At 70.8% G+C, this 14,155-nt stretch carries 15 protein-coding genes and 1 pseudogene; 1 reads left to right on the top strand and 15 read right to left on the bottom strand.

All coding sequences use genetic code 11. The annotated features are described in order from the left end of the window. Positions 1-45 precede the first annotated feature (45 nt). The 15 genes and pseudogenes from ACZ6KY_RS05390 to ACZ6KY_RS05320 all read right to left on the bottom strand — a co-directional run. Positions 46-141, bottom strand: a pseudogene (locus ACZ6KY_RS05390) (LLM class flavin-dependent oxidoreductase); the annotation flags it as partial. Between the two features lie 63 nt (positions 142-204). Next, positions 205-852, bottom strand: coding sequence for an OmpA family protein (locus tag ACZ6KY_RS05385; protein WP_469308996.1), 648 nt, complete (start codon positions 850-852; stop codon positions 205-207). Between the two features lie 3 nt (positions 853-855). Then, positions 856-1,449 carry a hypothetical protein gene (locus tag ACZ6KY_RS05380; RefSeq protein WP_469308995.1) on the bottom strand — a complete coding sequence of 198 codons (594 nt, stop codon included), beginning with the start codon at positions 1,447-1,449 and terminating at the stop codon, positions 856-858. A 15-nt stretch (positions 1,450-1,464) separates the two neighbouring features. Then, positions 1,465-2,028 carry a pilus assembly protein TadG-related protein gene (locus tag ACZ6KY_RS05375; protein WP_469309386.1) on the bottom strand — a complete coding sequence of 188 codons (564 nt, stop codon included), beginning with the start codon at positions 2,026-2,028 and terminating at the stop codon, positions 1,465-1,467. A gap of 41 nt (positions 2,029-2,069) precedes the next feature. After that, a complete protein-coding gene (locus tag ACZ6KY_RS05370; RefSeq protein WP_469308994.1) occupies positions 2,070-2,270 on the bottom strand; it encodes a hypothetical protein in 201 nt (66 codons plus the stop codon). A gap of 102 nt (positions 2,271-2,372) precedes the next feature. Next, entirely contained in the window at positions 2,373-3,104 is a 732-nt protein-coding gene (locus ACZ6KY_RS05365; protein ID WP_469308993.1) for a response regulator, read from the bottom strand. Then, complete coding sequence (locus ACZ6KY_RS05360) at positions 3,097-4,479, bottom strand: sensor histidine kinase (RefSeq protein WP_469308992.1); 1,383 nt, start codon at positions 4,477-4,479, stop codon at positions 3,097-3,099. The genes ACZ6KY_RS05365 and ACZ6KY_RS05360 overlap by 8 nt, the downstream gene beginning before the upstream one ends. Next, complete coding sequence (locus ACZ6KY_RS05355; RefSeq protein ID WP_469308991.1) at positions 4,479-5,369, bottom strand: DUF5936 domain-containing protein; 891 nt, start codon at positions 5,367-5,369, stop codon at positions 4,479-4,481. Before ACZ6KY_RS05355 ends, ACZ6KY_RS05360 begins: the two co-directional genes overlap by 1 nt. Positions 5,370-5,382: 13 nt before the next feature. Beyond that, a complete protein-coding gene (locus ACZ6KY_RS05350; RefSeq protein ID WP_469308990.1) occupies positions 5,383-6,324 on the bottom strand; it encodes a type II secretion system F family protein in 942 nt (313 codons plus the stop codon). A gap of 118 nt (positions 6,325-6,442) precedes the next feature. Further along, positions 6,443-7,783, bottom strand: coding sequence for a CpaF family protein (locus ACZ6KY_RS05345; RefSeq protein WP_469308989.1), 1,341 nt, complete (start codon positions 7,781-7,783; stop codon positions 6,443-6,445). Positions 7,784-7,800: 17 nt separating this feature from the next. Then, positions 7,801-8,280, bottom strand: coding sequence for a TadE family protein (locus tag ACZ6KY_RS05340; protein ID WP_469308988.1), 480 nt, complete (start codon positions 8,278-8,280; stop codon positions 7,801-7,803). After that, positions 8,277-9,896 (bottom strand): AAA family ATPase, encoded by a 1,620-nt coding sequence (locus ACZ6KY_RS05335; protein WP_469308987.1) that lies wholly within the window; start codon positions 9,894-9,896, stop codon positions 8,277-8,279. Before ACZ6KY_RS05335 ends, ACZ6KY_RS05340 begins: the two co-directional genes overlap by 4 nt. Positions 9,897-9,986: 90 nt before the next feature. Next, on the bottom strand, positions 9,987-10,127 hold the full coding sequence (locus ACZ6KY_RS05330; RefSeq protein WP_469308986.1) for a hypothetical protein: 141 nt from the start codon (positions 10,125-10,127) through the stop codon (positions 9,987-9,989). Between the two features lie 60 nt (positions 10,128-10,187). Continuing rightward, positions 10,188-10,901 carry a Flp pilus assembly protein CpaB gene (gene cpaB, locus ACZ6KY_RS05325; RefSeq protein ID WP_469308985.1) on the bottom strand — a complete coding sequence of 238 codons (714 nt, stop codon included), beginning with the start codon at positions 10,899-10,901 and terminating at the stop codon, positions 10,188-10,190. 170 nt (positions 10,902-11,071) lie between these two features. Next, complete coding sequence (locus ACZ6KY_RS05320) at positions 11,072-11,953, bottom strand: hypothetical protein (RefSeq protein WP_469308984.1); 882 nt, start codon at positions 11,951-11,953, stop codon at positions 11,072-11,074. Positions 11,954-12,326: 373 nt separating this feature from the next. Between ACZ6KY_RS05320 and ACZ6KY_RS05315 the strand changes: the two genes are divergently transcribed. Continuing rightward, positions 12,327-14,015 carry a chitinase gene (locus tag ACZ6KY_RS05315; protein ID WP_469309385.1) on the top strand — a complete coding sequence of 563 codons (1,689 nt, stop codon included), beginning with the start codon at positions 12,327-12,329 and terminating at the stop codon, positions 14,013-14,015. Positions 14,016-14,155 lie beyond the last annotated feature (140 nt).

Genomic DNA, 14,155 nt, shown 5'->3' with positions numbered 1-14,155 from the left:
CGCCTCGCGGGAGCGCCCCACCCGAGGCGTCCGGCCCGGCCTCCGAGGGGCCAGCGGGCGCACCTGTTCGGCCGCGAAGCGGACGAGGCCCTCGGGGTCCGGCTCGTCGGCGGTGGGCTGGAGGACCACCGTGTCGGAGGTGGTGTCGGCGGCGCGGTCGATCGCGTAGCGCAGGAGGCCGGGCACCGGAGAAGGTGACGCGCGTCAGGCGCTGTTCCCGTCGGCCGGGCCCCTGGGGAAGGTCACCTCCACGCGGCGGTTCTTGCGGCGGCCCTGTTCCGAGGTGTTGTCGGCGATCGGGTAGTCCTCGCTGTAGCCACGCACCTCGAAGGTGATGTCCGACTCCGCGGAACCGAGCGCGGCGGCCAGCTGGTCGTGCACCTGTTCCGCACGGTTCTTGGAGAGGACCAGACCGTGCGCGTACGAGCCGAGGTTGTCGGTGAATCCGAAGACGCGGACGGTCGTCGCGTGCTGGGCCTTGATCTCGTCCGCGATCGCCTGGATACGGGACTGGGAGTCCGGGTTCAGTTTCGAGCTGTCCTTGGGGAAGAGGACCTCCGCCTGGAGCGCGAACGTCACATCCGAGTTGGTGTCCTCCCGGCGCTCCTCACCCCCGAGGTCCTCCACGACCGACTTGATGTCCAGCACCTTGGCGGGCGCCAGCGTCGCACCGTCGGCGAGCTTGAGCCCCGGACTGGTGGCGTCGACCTCGGGGGGCGAAGGGGTGGTGACGCTGCCGGGCGGGGCGCTGGGGTCACCGCCGTCGGCGTACGCGGGGCCCGGGAGACCGAGGGTGATCAGCACGGCGAGGGCCGTGAACGTCGTCGCGGCGCCGCGGGGCGGGAGGGCCATGGCTCAGCCCTCGGAGATCTCGATGGAGGCGGGTGGCATGGAGCCGACCTGGAAGTCGACGGCGGTGGTGTCGGCGGGGGGTGCGGGGAACTGGGCGAACCATTGGGTGGTTGCGCCCTGGCGGACGCCACCGGTGAACTGCGTGCACAGGCAACGGCCTGAGGTGTCCCGAAGGATGAGGTACTTCTTCTTGCCCTTCTGGTCGATCAGGCTGGCGCCGGCGATGGATCCGCCGTTCCTCGCCAACTCCTTCTCGTCGCCGCGCCAGTCGGCCGCGACCCAGAGCGTGTCCGTATTGTTGGTGACCGTTCCCTCGACCGTCACGAACCCGCCGCCATCACGCTTGGCAGAGGTGACGGTGAGCACCAACCCGTTCTCGCCCTTGACCTCGGCGAGCACCGCGTCGGCCTCGGGCGTCTGAGACTCCGCCTTGTCGCCACCGCTGCCGCTCTGGGCGGGAGCCGACGGGGACGAGGCCCCCTTGTCGGACTTCCCATCACCTCCCCCGCCACAACCGACCACCGTGAGAAGCAGCCCAGCCGTGATCGCTACCGCGCTCAGCGCCGTACGGCCCTTCCTGGTGTGCCGAAAGTCCATCGGTACGGCTTCCTCTCACTCGGCCAGGTGCACGGAGAACAGCACCGACGCGTCCGGTAGGTCGTCCGGGTTGAAGTCTCCGGGGTCGATGTTCAAGGTCTCCCCGCCACAGTCGAGTTCGACGGGCTTCTTCGGATCCGCGGCCGGATCGAATTCGCAGCGCGGCTGAATCACGGCGATGGCATGGGCCTTCGCGTGTGTGCCCTCGGTGCCAGGGATGATGGAGTGGCCGACGGTGTAGTTCGTGAGGATGTCGGCCTGGTACCCGGGATAGCCGTTCCTCATGACGAACTGAACACCTTGAAGGCTGGAGTTGTTCGCGGCGGCGAGCTGCTGGGCTGCGGCGCCCGCTCCAGCCCCGTCGGCCTTCTGATCGCCGTTCAGCCAGCCCAGCCAGTTGTCGTCCTTGCCGACAGCGCCCGCCAGACGGTCCATCAGCTCATCCCGGGCATTCTGTGCCGCTGCCAATGCCGCAGCGTCCGCCGCGGATTGAGCTCCATTGCGGGCGGACGCTGCTTGGGCGAAGGCGAAGAAAGCGAATGCGGCGAAGAGCAGAATCCCTGTCAGCCAGATGTAGATGGGGAGGGTCTGCCCTCGGTCACCACGCGAACGTGGGTCGGTCAGCCACCGGTGACGTTGCTGACCGCAGTCATGATGGCTCCCGAGATCACGCCGTCCAGCCCCAAGCCGTGGATCATGGTGAAGATCCCCGCAATGAGGATCATCAACCCCGCGTACTCCACGAACCCCGCCCCCGCGTCCCGGTTGATGCCCCGTGTCCGGGAGATCACCGTTCGCGTCCATATGGTGAACCTGTTCATCAGGACTGCCCTCCCGGCCGATGCCACTAACGACCCGAGCACCGTACGTGAGTTGGCGCCTACTCCGGGTGGGCCCAGGGGCCCAACTTCTCGGCTGGGGGGTCATCGGCCCCACCCCTCGTGGGCGGTGCCCAGCCAGTGGGCGATCGCTTCGCTGCGCGAAGAACTGTGCAGCTTCGCGAAGATGCGATTGATGTGGTTCTTGACGGTCTTCTCGGCGATGAAGCAGGTGGCGGCGATCTGGCGGTTGTTCATGCCGGCCGCGATGAGGTCCATCACCTCCACCTCCCTCGAACTCAGGCCGAAGTCGGGCTGATGGACGGCGTGACGGTGAAGTCCCGCCGTTGGTACGGGCCTGGCTTCCGACGACTGTGCCACAGTTGATTGCAGCTGCGAAGAGGAAGAGGTCGGTTGGTACGAAAGTCCGAGTGAATCCGGGACAGTCGGGCGCCCGTGGCGAACATCCCGTACGGCGGCGATCAGTTCGGCCGCCGTGAACTCGCCATGGACGAGATAGCCGGACGCGCCTCTGCGCAGGGCTTCCGCCACGACCTCGGGTTCGCGGCTGTATGTCAGCATCATCACCGGGGCGATCCGGCACAGTTCGGGCAGCGCGGTGAGGCCGTCCGTGCCGGGCATGCGGACGTCGAGCAGGACGACGTCCGGGATGAGACGGGTGGCGCAGGCCAGTGCCTCCGCTCCGTCCCGGGCCGCCGCGACGACGGCGATGTCGGGGTGCGCGTCCAGCAGCGCGGTCAGGCCGGCCCGTACGACCGGGTTGTCGTCGGCGACGAGGACACGCAGGGGCGGCCCGGAAAGTGCCTGGTCAGACATGTGCGGCCTCCTCTTGGGGAGTGGGGGGAGAGGGAAGGGCGGCCGACGGGAGCGGGAGGGTCAGCCGGACCTCGGTGCCCCCTCGCGGGGATCGGTCCAGCGCGATGCGCCCGCCGACACAGGCGGCCCGTTCGGTCATCCCGAGCAGACCGAAATGGCCGGATCTCGTCCAGGCGTCGAGGGTGGCGGGTGTCGCGGGCGTCGGCAGTCCCGCCCCGTCGTCCCGTACACGCAACGAGAACTCGTGTGCCGATACGTCGAGTTCGACCGTCACCGCGCTCGCGCCCGCGTGGCGGTGGGCGTTCTCCAGGGCTTCGGACACGACCGCGAGGACGTGGTGAGCGGCGGTGCTGGGAAGGACCGGGTCCGCGCCCCGGTGCCGTACGACGGCGGCGAGGCGGGTGCGGGCCTCGAAGTCGGCCGCCATGAAGCGGAGTTCGGGAAGAAGGTCGGTGTCCGGGTCGGTCAGGTCGGTGTGGCGCCGCAGGTCCGACAGGAGGGTGCGGGACTCCGCGGCGGCGAGGCGCGCCGCGTCGGCCACGACCGTCGCCTGACGTTTGAGCGCCCGCGGGTCCGCGGCGTCCGCCGAGGCGGCCAGGGCCTCCGCCGCCAGTGCGAGGCCGTGCAGCGTCTTGGCGACCGAGTCGTGCATCTCGCGTGCCAGGCGGGCCCGTTCGGAGTCCACGGCCGCCGCGACGGCGAGCCTGCTGGTCGCCTCGGACAGGGCCTGACTCGCCGTGCCGAAGCGGAACATCAGATTGCGCAGGGTGACGCCGATGATGCCGGCGCCGACGCAGAAGCCCGCGATGAGGAGGGTGTTGGCGCCCGCGCCCGGCCGGTGCTCCCAGGCCCTGAACACCGTGAACAGGACGACGAGCTGGAATCCGGTGAAGACGCCCGCGCCGCGCCAGCCGTAGAGCAGACCCGACAGGAGCGGGGTGCAGACCGTGGCGTAGGCGAGAGGGGAGGCCGGGGACGCGGTCAGGAGCAGGACCGCGCCGAAGGTGAGGTCCAGGGCCATCAGGGTCGGGTGGGCGAGGAGACGGGGGCCGAAGCGGTCCCAGTCCCGGAGCATGGCGTAGGAGCCCATGACGCCGAGGACGGCCGCGGCGAGGACCGCGTAGCGCGGGAGGCCGTCCGTGGCGTTCGACATCGCGAAGGGGGCGCCGATCGCGATGGCCGCGAGGCGGACCGCGAAGGCCTGACGGCACAGGGCCTGGAGGGCGTTGAGCTGGAGGCGGATGCCGCCGGGGGCGGGGGCGTCGTCCGCGAGGTAGCCGGTGCCCCGCTCGCGGCTTCGCGCGGACAGGGAGGACCAGGACCACCGTCGGCTCTCCCGGCCCGCGTGACCTCGACTGCTCGGGAAGGCGTTCATCAGCGCCCCAGGATCGAGCCGAAGTTCGTTCCCGAGCCCAGGAACATGCCTGTCGCGATGAGGATCATCGTGGCCGGGAGCATGAAGACGAGGGTGACCATGGTGGCCTTGGGGATGGTCTTGGCGGCGCGGCGGCGGGCGTTCTGGGCGTCGGTGCGGCGCATGTCCGTGGCGAGCTGGATGAGGGTCTCGGCGATCGGTGAGCCGAGCTCCTCGCCCTGCTGGAGGGCCGAGACGAACTGGGCGACCTGCTCGGAGGAGTTGCGCCTGCGGAGTTCGTCGAAGGCCTGGCGGCGGCTGACGCCCATGTCCATCTGGCGCAGGGTGATGCGCAGTTCGTCCGCCCAGGGCCCCTCGTACCTCTCCGCGACGCGGTCCAGGGCCTGACGGAAGCCGAGGCCCGCGGAGACGACGACCGCGAGGACGTCGAGGAAGTCGGGCAGGGTGCGGTCGATGACCTCCTTGCGTTCCCGGACGGCCTGCCAGATGAGGGCGTCCGCGGCGACCAGGCCGAAGGCCAGCGTGAGCGCGGCGAAGAGAAGCTGGCCGTTGGAGAGGAAGACCAGGCCGAGGACGACGCCGAAGACGCCGTACACCGCGCGGCGGGCCGCGTAGCGGTTCAGCGTCAGACCGCCGGGGTTGCCCGCCATGTCGATGCGGCGGCGCTTGGCGTCCACGCGCCGGGGGCCCATCAGGCGCAGGACGGTCGGCGCGAAGCGCATGCCGAGGCGGTCGACGGCCGAGTCCGCCACCGAGACGCGGGTACCGCCGACTTCCAGGGCGAGCTGGAGGTCGCTGGGGAGTTTGACGTCGGCGCGGATCATCCGGACGCCCAGGAGGACGCCCGCGACGGCCGCGCCCATCAGGACGGCGAGCAGCAGCGGCAGCAACGTGATCCCTCCCTCAGACTTCGATCTTGCCGAGCCGGCGGATGACGAAGAAGCCCACGGTGTAGAGGCCGAGGGCGAGCAGGACGAGGCCCTGGCCGAGCGGGGAGCCGGTGACGCGGGCGAGGGCTCCCTCGTTCGAGGAGTTGATCAGGACCAGCGACCCGATGCCGAGGAAGGGGACCGTGAAGGCGGTCGCGTTGACCTCGGAGAGCATCGTGCGGACCTCTCGGCGGGTCTCTTTCCTGTCCTCCAGGGTCTGGGTGAGGTTGCGCAGGGAGCTGACGACGGAGCCGCCCGCCTTGTTGGCGAGGACGAGGGTGGTGACGAGGACGATCAGCTCACGGGAGGGCAGCCGCTCGGACAGTTCACCGAGGGCGTCGTCGATGGTGCGCCCCAGCATCAACTGGTCCGCCACATGCGCGAGTTCCTCGCCCGCCGGAGCCTCCAGCTCTTCCGCCGCCATGGCGAGCGCGGTGCGCAGGGCGAGGCCCGCCGCCGTCGCGTTCGCCAGCAGGCGTGCCACGTCGGGGAGTTGGTTGATGAACGCCTCGATACGCTTCTGACGCTGCCAGTTGAGGAAGACGGCCGCGCTCCACACGCCGAGGACGGCGGCGATCGGACCGAAGAACGGGGCGAGTGTCGCGGCCGCGATCAGCCACAGGGCGACGACCACGACGGCGACGTAGGTGAAGAACTCCCCCGCCGTGAGGTCGAGTCCGGTGGCCGTCAGGCGCAGGTGGATCGTTCGGCCGAGGCGGGTGCGGCGCAGCCGGCGGTCGACGCCCGCGAAGCGGCGGACCCGGCCGCCCGCCGTGCGCAGCGGACCGCCGCCGGAGAGGCGGTCGACGAGCTCCCGGCGCTGGGCGCGGCCCGAGGCGTAGGCGTGCACGCCCGCGACGGCGAGCGTGCCGCCGAGGAGCGTCCCGCCGAGGGCGAGGAGGGCGGGGTCGTTCATGACTGCCTCCCTTCGGAGGTGGGGGGCTTGGGGGCGGAGGGTTTCCGGGCGGACGGCTCGGAGGTGGGAGGCACGGGGGTGGAGGGCTCGGGCCTGGAGGAATCAGAGGTGGGGGGCGTCATCCGATGGCCTGCCTTGTGTTGCGTACGTCGATGGCCTCGGCGACGCCGAAGGCGGGCGGCAGCGGCTCGTTGGCGACGTACAGCTTCTCCGCGATCGAGCGCGGGAGCGGGAGATGCTCGAAGTGGCCCCGGACGACACGGTCGGGGCCGACCGGGCGGGGCACGAAGCGGGTGACGGGGGTGACGCGGAACTGCTCTCGGCCGTGCGAGACGAGCAGCGCGACCTCCGTGACCTTGCGGGAGCCGTCGGCGTGCCGGGAGAGCTGGACGACGACCTCGACGGCGGAGTTGATCTGGTCCTTCAGCGCCTCGAAGGGGATCTGGACCTCGGACATCGAGCCGAGGGTCTGGAGCCGCATGAGGGCGTCCTCGGCGGAGTTCGCGTGGACCGTGGCGAGGGAGCCGTCGTGGCCGGTCGACATGGCCTGGAGCATGTCGAGGGTCTCGCCGCCGCGGACCTCACCGACGATGATGCGGTCGGGGCGCATACGCAGCGAGTTGCGGACCAGGTCGCGGATGGTGATCTGGCCCTTGCCCTCCACGTTCGGGGGGCGGGACTCGAGGCGGATGACGTGCTCCTGCTGGAGCTGGAGTTCGGCGGAGTCCTCGATGGTGATGATGCGCTCGTGGGACGGGATCAGGCCGGAGAGCGCGTTCAGCAGGGTGGTCTTGCCGCTGCCGGTGCCGCCGCTGACGATGACGTTGAAGCGGGCCCGGACGAAGGCGGCGAGCAGCATGAGCGTCTGCTCGTCGAGGGAGCCGAGGCCGATCAGCTCCGAGAGCGTGTAGGCGCGGGGGAATCGGCGGATGGTGAGGGTGGGGCCGGTCAGGGCGAGCGGCGGGATGATGACGTTGACGCGCTCGCCGGTGGGCAGGCGGGCGTCGACCATCGGGTTGGACTCGTCGACGCGGCGGTTGACCGTCGAGACGATGCGTTCGATGGTCTGCATGAGCTGCTCGTTGGACGCGAAGCGCAGCGGCAGCTGTTCCACGCGGCCGGCCCGCTCCACGAAGATCGAGTCCGGGCCGTTGACCATGATCTCGGTGATGGACGCGTCGGCGAGGAGCGGTTCGAGGACGCCGAGCCCGAGGGCCTCGTCGACCACCCGGCGGATCAGCTGGGAGCGTTCGGCGGTGGAGAGGACCGGGCCCTCGCGGCTGATGATGTGGCCGAGGACGCGTTCGAGACGGACCCGGCGTTCGGCCGCCGCCAGGCTGGACATCTCGGCGAGGTCGATCTCTTCGAGGAGTTTGGCCCGGTAGACGGCGACGAGGTGGCCGTCCTCACGGGCGGGTCCCCCCTCGTCGGGGGCGGCGATTCGGGAACGCAGGCTCATGGTGCGGCTCCTCCCGGTCAGTCGTCGGTGGGCATGGTGGCGTGGCGGGTGACGGGGTAACGGTCGAAGAGGGGGATGACGTTGGGGACCGTGACCGTGACCGTGGCCGTGGTGAGGTCGGCCCCGGGCCCTCCCTCCAACAACACATTCGGGTCGAGCCATCCGCTCACCGCGGCCTGTCCCGCCGCCCCGCCGTCGCCACCCTGCGAGGCGACCCGCGCGGCGGCCCGCGCCCCGGAACCGGCCTGGTTGATGCCGTACCCGATGAGACCGAGCTGGATGGTCGCCATCCCGATCATCAGCAGGATGGGCAGGAACCCCACGAACTCCAGGATGGAGACACCCCGGTCGCCCCGGAGCCGGCGCGCGGCACGGAAGCGGCCTGAGGGGCGGAGCCCGTGCCGCCGCGCGGCACGGATACCGCGCGAGGGGCGGAGCCCGGTCGATGCCCGTAAGCCGTGCGGGGCGCGGAGTCCGCGCCAAAGGTGTGTCTTCATCCGGTGTCCCCCTCCAGCGCCGCGCCCGCCGTGCCCCGTACGTGGAAGCCCGCGTCGAAGCCGGGGAAGAACAGCGGGACCTCGACGTCGACGGTGGCCCTCATGACCGGGCCCGCCGGGCCGCAGTCGATGCCCGCGTCCTTCCAGGAGCCCGGCAGATGCCTGCTCCCGGCCGCCGCGCACGCGCCCGGGACGTCGCCGTTCACCGCGTACGCCGCGGTGGCGGCCCGTGCCGCCTCGTCCGCCGCGTTCCCGGCCAGCGAGTACGAGTAGCCGTACAGCACGCACTGCCACAGGATCGTCATGACGACGAGCAACAGCGGGAACATCCCGGCGAATTCGAGGGTGACCGCTCCCCGGTCGCCGCCCCGGCGGCGGAGCGAGAGCGCGCCCCGGTCCGACACGGACGCCTTGCGGCGTCTGCCGCCGCCCCCGCCTTCCTGGGGGACCACGAGTCCCAGTTCGGCGGCGAGTGCCCACAGCGCCTGCTTGACGGTCGAGCGGGCGTCCAGGTCCTGGAGCCGTCCGGCGTCGACGACCGACTGGAGTTCCTTGAAGGCGGCGGGGACCGCGGAGCGGGCGACCTTGGTGCCGGTGACGCGTTCGACGAGGGACGGCTGGATCTCCGTACCGCGGGCGAAGCGGTTCACGACCGTCGTGGTCTCCTCAGCCTTGCGGATCTGGAGGCGGTCCCACATCCGGACCATGCGTTTGGCGGCGCGTACGGCGATGACGTCGGGGGTGACGAGGAGCAGTGCCTGGTCGGCCATCTCGACGGCCGCCGCGGTGGCCGAGTTCATCTGGGAGCCGCAGTCGACGATCACCACGTCGTGACGGGAGCGCAGCGCGCCGAGCACCTGGCGGGCCACGCGGTCCGTGACCTCTTCGCCGCGTTCGCCCTCGGCGGGGGCCAGCAGCAGGGCGACGCCGCTGTCGTGGGTGTAGACGGCGTCCTGGAGGACGCGCGGGTTGATGTCGGTGATGGCCGCCAGGTCGGCCACCGACCGGCGGAACTGCACGTCGAGGTACGAGGCCACGTCCCCGGACTGGAGGTCCAGGTCGAGCAGCGCCACGTTGTGGCCGGACGCCTGTGCGGCGAGGGCGAGTTGGACCGCCGTGACGGTCGCGCCGACGCCGCCCTTCGCGCCGGTCACCGTGATGACGGTGCCGCCGGGGCCCGCGTACAGCTCGGGCGCCCCGCTGTGCAGGTGGCGGCGCATGCCGGCGGACCAGGCGGCGGCGGCCTGGACGCGTTCGGCGAGGGCGTCGTAGCCGAGGGGCAGGCCGATGATGCCGCGGGCGCCGGAGTCCATGGCGGCGGTGAGGACGCTGTTGCCGGTGTCGGCGGTGATGAGGACGACGCCGACCGCGGGGAAGCGCATCACCAGGTCGCGGATGAGGTCCAACGCCGGTACGGGGCCGATGCGTTCATGGACCAGGACCACTTCGGGGAGCTCGTCGAGGGACTCGGCGGCGAGGCGCGCGAGGGTGTCGAGGAGGGCCGTCGAGTCGGGTACGGGCGGGGCGGGTTCGGTGTCGGCGAGCTGGCTCAGCAGGGTGGTGAGCGCGCGGGCCGAGTCGATGTCGCCGACGGCGGGAAGGATACGGATGGTCATCGCCGAAGCCCCTCACACACGTGCCGCGCACCGGACCATCGGCCCCCCGCCCCACGGGGCTGCGACGCTACGGACCACCGGCGTCGCCGGTCAGGCGCCTGCCGCGCCGACGCTCCCGGACGGGGATCCGGCCCGGTAGACGTCAGCCTCGCGCACGCCGGTCGTGTGGGCGTCGACCCCGTAGGCGTCGGCCCCGCGCACGCCGGTCGCGGGCGGGCCGACGCCGTACACGTGGGCCTCGTACGCGGCCCCAGGCTCCGCACCGTGGGCATGGACCTCATGCGCGGCCTCCTACTTGTCCTGGTCGAGGGTGTACGTACGGTCGCCGGGCGCCACGATCGTGTCGGAGCCGCCGGCGACCAGGGCGAGCCGGACATGTTCGGCGAACGACTCGGCGTACGCGACGCGTTGGGCGTCGGCGGTGTCCAGCGCGAAGGTGATGGGAACGGCCTGGGTGGCGCTGTTGCGCCGGTCGGAGCTGGACTGGTCGGGCTCCAGGGCGGTGAGCTTGCCGACGTCGATGACGCGGGCGTTCTCGACGATCACCTTGGACTGGTCCCTGCCCTTGTCGTTCTGGGCCTTGAAGGTGGCGTAGATGTTGACCCGCGACCCGGGGTCGATCTTGCCCGCGACACCGGTCGACGCGTCGATCATGATGGCGATCTCCTGCTGCCCGACGGCCAGTCGGGGCTTGGCCACGATCATGTCGGCCTGTAGCAGGGAGCCCTTCTCCAGCTTGGTGACGGCGATCTTCCCGCGGATCCGGGAGAGGTCGGTGACGGCGGTGGCCGACAGCCACCGCTCGGGCATCGAGATCTTCTCGAACTGGTCGGCCGACAGCTCCTTGTAGGGCGCGATGTCGTTCTTCAGGCGGTACGCCGTGACCTCCGGGCCGACCTTGGAGTTCACGTCGCGGATCACCGACAGGACTCCGGCGAAGGCGCCGAGGGCGCACAGGACCGAGAGGACCAGCAGGATGACGCCGCGGCGCTGGCGCGAGTTCACTGAATCTCACCTCGTGGGGCGGTACCGGGGAGTGGACCGAGCTGTCGTTCCTACCGGGGATCCGGGGGACCTCCGGGGTGATGCAGCATGATCCGGACAACCTCGATCTACGGGGACGGCGGGGTCGGGCGGTCGTGCCTGGCGTGCTGTTCAGATGTGACCGAGGGGGCCTATGTGGCGCCTCGGGGCAGAGCGCGTACCGAAGAGGCTGCCCGGACAACAGTGGCCGGAAGCTCCTGCGCGGAAGGCGGTGGCAACGGGGCGGCGCAGAACCCGCAGCGGTCACCGATGAGTTCGAGGCCGCACCAGCGGCACTCGTCCCGCCGGACGGACGAGACGAGTTGGTAGAGGACGGAGACGTCGTACAGCCCGGCGGCGAATTCGACGAGCCGTGACGTCCCCCACCAGCGGACCGACTCCTCGGGCAGCGGGACGGTCGTCACGCCCTGGACCTGCCAGGCCGGCGCGAGGGTCGAGGTCACCCAGCCGGAGGGCGGCTGGCCCGCGGCCGAGAGCAGCCGGGTGCCGAACTCCGGTCCGGGCAGCTCGTCCTGGCCGACCCTGATCAGCTCGGGCCGCGGATTGGCGAGTACGGCGAACTGGGCGCCCGGCACCCATGACTTGGCGTGGGACTTCAGGGAGACCGGGATCCGGTCGAGCTTGGCGACCGAGCCGAGCAGGGCGCCGGCGTAGATGTAGTGGGCGAGCAGCCGGGCGGCGGAGGCGAGCACCCCGGGGCTGAAGTCGCAGACGGAGAGCTGGCGCAACTGCTGGGCCAGCAGGGCGATTCCGAGCGGCGGCAGGTCGACGCCGAGCAGTGCGATGCGGTCGCTCTCCAGGACGGAGCGGACGGTGTGCAGCCGCTGGGTGACGGCGCTCTCGGCGGAGGACGGGTAGAGGGAGATGACGTACCCGTGCTGTTCGATGAGCGCGTGCATCCCGGTGAGGGAGTTCTCCAGGGTGCCGAGCGGCTGGACGACCGCCGGCGGGGTCTGCCGGTCGTGCGGTGGGAGCACCAGATCGGGACTGGTGACGGCTATCGCGGTCGGCACGCTGCACACACCCCGTTCGCTGCGGCGGGGTGGTCAACCACCGCCTCAGATCGCCCCTTTATCGCCATGGAGCATCACCGACGACCACGTACGGCCGCAGATCGTCACTGTGACGTCCTCTTGCATCAGCACCATATCCACGGCATGGCCCGCTCAACACCGAATCTCCGAGATCATCTCACCGAAGGTGCGGACGTGATCAACACAGAGTAAGCCGGTTCGGGCAACTCAACACCCTCGCAAGGGTGTTGAGAACTCCACAGGACTTGACAACCCGATTGGTCTGGACCAACTTGTATCCACCGGCGGTGGCCACCGTTCCGTTCCCCTCCCCCACCTCTCCCTGGAGGACCCAGTGGACCGCGTCATCCGTATGCCCGGGCGGAGATGGGCGGGAGCCCTCGCCGCCGCCGTCACCGCGTCCGTTCTCTCGCTCACGGGCCTGGCAGGCCAGGCCCAGGCCGCCGACATCAACAACGCCAAGAACGGCGGCTACGAGTCCGGCCTGAGCAACTGGACGTGTTCGGCGGGCAGTGGTACGACCGTCTCCTCGCCGGTGCACAGCGGCTCGGCCGCGCTGAAGGCCACGCCCGCGGGGCAGGACTTCGCCCAGTGCTCCCAGTCCGTCGCCGTGAAGCCCAACTCGACCTACACACTGAGCGCCTGGGTCCAGGGCGCCTACACCTACCTCGGCGCGAGCGGCACGGAGACGACGGACGTCTCGACCTGGACGCCCAACACCACCTGGACGCAGCTGACGACCACCTTCACCACCGGCGCCTCGACGACGTCGGTGACGGTCTGGACGCACGGCTGGTACGGGCAGCCCGCCTACTTCGCGGACGACCTCTCGGTGTTCGGCCCCGACGGCGGCGGGGGCGGCGACCCGGCCCCGACGGTCCCGGCGACCCCGGCGGGCCTCGCCGTGTCCTCCACGACCTCCTCGTCCGTCTCGCTGGCCTGGAACACGGTGTCGGGCGCGACCGGCTACAACGTGTACCAGGGCGGCTCCAAGGTCCAGGCGGTGACCGGAACCTCCGCGACCGTCTCGGGGCTCGCCGCCTCCACGGCGTACTCGTTCCAGGTCTCGGCGACCAACTCGGCGGGTGAGTCGGCGAAGTCGTCGGCGGTCACCGGGACGACGACCGCGTCCGGCGGCGGTGGGGGCGGCGGCGGTTCCGTGCCCGCGCACGCCGTGACGGGCTACTGGCAGAACTTCAACAACGGCGCGACCGTGCAGAAGATCTCCGCCGTGCAGTCGCAGTACGACATCATCGCCGTCGCCTTCGCGGATGCCACCAGCACGCCGGGCGCGGTGAGCTTCACCCTCGACTCGGCCGGGCTCGGCGGCTACACCGTCGACCAGTTCAAGGCCGACATCAAGGCCAAGCAGGCCGCCGGCAAGAAGGTCATCATCTCCATCGGCGGCCAGAACGGCACCATCTCGGTGACCGACTCGGCGTCGGCCACGAACTTCGCCAACTCCGTCTACTCCCTGATGCAGACGTACGGCTTCGACGGCGTCGACATCGACCTGGAGAACGGCCTCAACGCGACCTACATGTCCCAGGCGCTGCGGTCCCTGTCCGCGAAGGCCGGCTCGTCCCTGGTCATCACCATGGCCCCGCAGACGATCGACATGCAGTCCACGTCGAACTCGTACTTCCAGACCGCGCTGAACATCAAGGACATCCTCACCGTCGTCAACATGCAGTACTACAACAGCGGTTCGATGCTCGGCTGCGACGGCAAGGTCTACTCGCAGGGCTCGGTCGACTTCCTGACCGCGCTCGCCTGCATCCAGCTGGAGGGCGGTCTCGCCCCGTCCCAGGTCGGCCTCGGCCTCCCCGCCTCCACCAGCGGCGCGGGCAGCGGCTACGTCTCCCCGACCATCGTGAACAACGCCCTCGACTGCCTGACCAAGCTCACCAACTGCGGTTCGTTCAAGCCCTCCAAGGCTTACCCGGGCCTGCGCGGCGCGATGACCTGGTCGACCAACTGGGACGCCTCGGCGGGCAACGCCTGGTCGAACGCGGTCGGTCCGCACGTGCACTCCCTGTAGTCCCCACCGCCTCCTTCCCCCTTCCCCGGCGGTGCCCCTCCCGGGCCCGGGGGGGGGGGGGGGGGGGGGGGGGGGGGGGGGGGGGGGGGGGGGGGGGGGGGGGGGGGGGGGGGGGGGGGGGGGGGGGGGGGGGGGGGGGG

The organism is Streptomyces sp. NPDC042002 (genome assembly GCF_055588305.1).
The sequence above is the reverse complement of the archived record's forward strand: the minus strand, read 5'-3'. Positions and strand labels throughout refer to the sequence as shown.